The sequence below is a fragment of the Arthrobacter sp. 2YAF22_2 genome, assembly GCF_052114645.1.
Classification (GTDB): domain Bacteria; phylum Actinomycetota; class Actinomycetes; order Actinomycetales; family Micrococcaceae; genus Arthrobacter.
The window spans coordinates 1-2276 of record NZ_JBFRFD010000551.1; the positions used below are offsets into that span (position 1 = coordinate 1).

4 protein-coding genes and 1 pseudogene are annotated in these 2276 nt (G+C 62.5%); 2 read left to right on the plus strand and 3 right to left on the minus strand.

Translation table 11 applies throughout. The features are described from left to right. Positions 1–278: hypothetical protein (locus AB4Y86_RS17155; RefSeq protein ID WP_441403371.1), on the minus strand; the 278-nt coding region annotated here is incomplete at its 3' end. A gap of 219 nt (positions 279–497) precedes the next feature. Here AB4Y86_RS17155 and AB4Y86_RS17160 point away from each other — a divergent pair. Both AB4Y86_RS17160 and AB4Y86_RS17165 read left to right on the plus strand, forming a co-directional pair. Next, the gene (locus tag AB4Y86_RS17160) at positions 498–917 is read left to right on the plus strand and encodes an excalibur calcium-binding domain-containing protein (RefSeq protein WP_441403372.1); all 420 of its coding nucleotides are present in this window, start codon (positions 498–500) and stop codon (positions 915–917) included. 243 nt (positions 918–1160) lie between these two features. Beyond that, a complete protein-coding gene (locus tag AB4Y86_RS17165; RefSeq protein WP_441403373.1) occupies positions 1161–1619 on the plus strand; it encodes a class F sortase in 459 nt (152 codons plus the stop codon). 131 nt (positions 1620–1750) lie between these two features. Here the strand turns inward: AB4Y86_RS17165 and AB4Y86_RS17170 are convergent, their stop codons facing one another. Both AB4Y86_RS17170 and AB4Y86_RS17175 read right to left on the minus strand, forming a co-directional pair. Continuing rightward, the gene (locus AB4Y86_RS17170) at positions 1751–2077 is read right to left on the minus strand and encodes a hypothetical protein (RefSeq protein ID WP_441403374.1); all 327 of its coding nucleotides are present in this window, start codon (positions 2075–2077) and stop codon (positions 1751–1753) included. A 67-nt stretch (positions 2078–2144) separates the two neighbouring features. Continuing rightward, positions 2145–2234: pseudogene (locus AB4Y86_RS17175) on the minus strand (hypothetical protein); the annotation flags it as partial. Between the last annotated feature and the right edge of the window lie 42 nt (positions 2235–2276).

Below are 2276 nucleotides of genomic sequence, written 5' to 3' on the forward strand. Positions count from 1 at the left end.
GTTTCAGAGGCGTGTGCGCTGTACGTCTTGGTGAGTCCAGAAGCGGCGGCAGCCTCGCCCTCCTGAACCAAGCACGCCTCACGCTTGAGTCGGCGGCCGAGCATGGAGGAAGCGACGAAGAGGGTCACCATCAAGACAGAAGCGGTGAGGACAATTACGAGCCCCAGGTCCGGCTTGCCGTAGTAGCTAATTATTGAAGCCAGCACCCCGATGGCAAGGAAACCAGCCGCAAAGAGGATGTTATGAAGGACCTTTATGAATGTGATCACGATGGTCATTATGTACGGCGGATCTAACCCTAGGCACACTCGCAGCTTCCACGAAGCTAAGTGTTAGCGGGCTGCTGAGGTGTGATTGGGGCTCAGCCATGACCCTCAACGGATTCGCAAGGATCGCGAAAGACATAATCGGACAGGTTCCGAGACCATTTTCCTCAAAGCTTCAACGATCACATACACTTCAAGCGTCAACTATTGCACGCATAAATATGGGGAATCATGAAAAAAATTACAGCAGGACTCACTTTCGCAGCAGTCGTGGGGCTTTCTGCCCTCTCCGCCACGCCTGCTCTGGCCGTGACCGGCGCTTACCCGAACTGCGCCGCCGCAGCTGCAGAAGGGGTCTACAACATTCCTGTCGGCGCACCGGGGTACGGCACGCATCTCGACAGTGATGGGGACGGGATCGGATGCGAAAAGTCAGGAGTCGCGTACAAGGCAGCTCAGAGTGCCCCAGTAGCTGCGCCGGTTGCTCCGGCAACGGGAACTAAGCAGATCGTCCGGGTTCCTGTCGGAGGCGCCGATACCGGCGTGGCCACCAAGGGCACGGACAACACCACACTGTTCGCGCTCGGCGGTGGCTTCACCTTGGCTGCCGCAGCTGCTGGCGTGATTGTTGTTCGACGCCGCAACGCGTAGCTCAGCCAATAGGACTGATCGGACACATTTTCTCAAATGATTAGTTCAATAAGGGACCGCCGCAGGGGCTTTTTTGCCTCTGCGGCGGTTGCCCTCTTGCTCCTCACCGGCTGCGCTAGCAACTCACCAGCGCAAACGTTGGCGTCGGGCGTGCCGTCGTCCGTTGCCTCTTCTGCTGCCGCTGCACCCGGGTCTGCCGAGGCGGCACCGTCGAGTGATGCCGCCGCGAAGCTGCCGGCCGTGATGGCAGCTTCACCGCCGGTTTCTCTCAAGATTCCTTCCATCGGAACCCGGTCTGAACTTCTCAAACTTGGCCTGCGCACTAGCGGTGCGCTGGAAGTACCTCCAGACGGGCCGACCGCCCCGGCCGGTTGGTACACCGGTTCCCCGACGCCGGGAGAACGCGGACCGGCGGTCCTGCTCGGGCACGTCAATGCAGTCGGTGGCGGACCAGGGGTTTTCGCCAACCTTCGGCGTCTCAAGGGAGGAGACACCATTCAAGTCACACGTGCAGACGGAAAAACGGCTGTCTTTGAGTTTTACCGAGGTGAACAGTTCGCCAAGGACGCCTTTCCGTCGCTAACGGTTTACGGGGACACCGAAGGATCTGAGCTCCGCGTGATTACCTGCGACGGCTATGATCCAGCAACGGGACTGTTCGACGACAATTACGTGGTTTTCGCGAAGCTGGTATCTGCCTGACGCCAGTAGTAGGACTCCTGCCTGCGGTGGACTCGCCGTGCGATGTCCACCGCAGGCTCGTCACTCAACCGAAAGCGCTACTAAAGGCCGCCCACGTTCCGCGGAGGAATGTGCACGGCTCGGAAATGGCCTCAGCCCCGTAGCGGCGAGGCGCTCAGCACCACAGTGCCAGAGGGGAGCCGCACGGGCTCAGACCCTATCGCGACGGCGACCAGGAAGTTCTCGCTGCGCTCGCAGACCAGCAGGTTCCCGGCCTCGACATGCCAGGTGCCGCCGTCGTCCGCGGTGAAGACCTCGTTCTTCCGCAGCTTCCAGCGCAACGCCAGGGCAGCCCTGGCCAGGTTCAGGACCGAGTCGGAGTCCTGTTCCTGCAGGTCGACGGCGCGGCTGCCCCAGCCGGCGGGGGTGGGCAGCCAGGGTTCGGCGTCCGCCTCGGCGAGGGAAGATCCGTGGTTCAACGCGGGGATCCACCCTGGCCTCCACCGGGGCGTCGACCTCGGGCAGCCCGAGCTCCTGTCCCTGGTAGAGGTACGCCGGACCGGGAAGCCCCAGCCGAGCCACCAGCGCGGCCCGGGCCCGTAGGGAGCCAAGCTCGCCGCCGCCGAAGCGGGTCACCGAGCGGACGATGTCGTGGCTCTCCAGCGCCCAGCCCGGGGT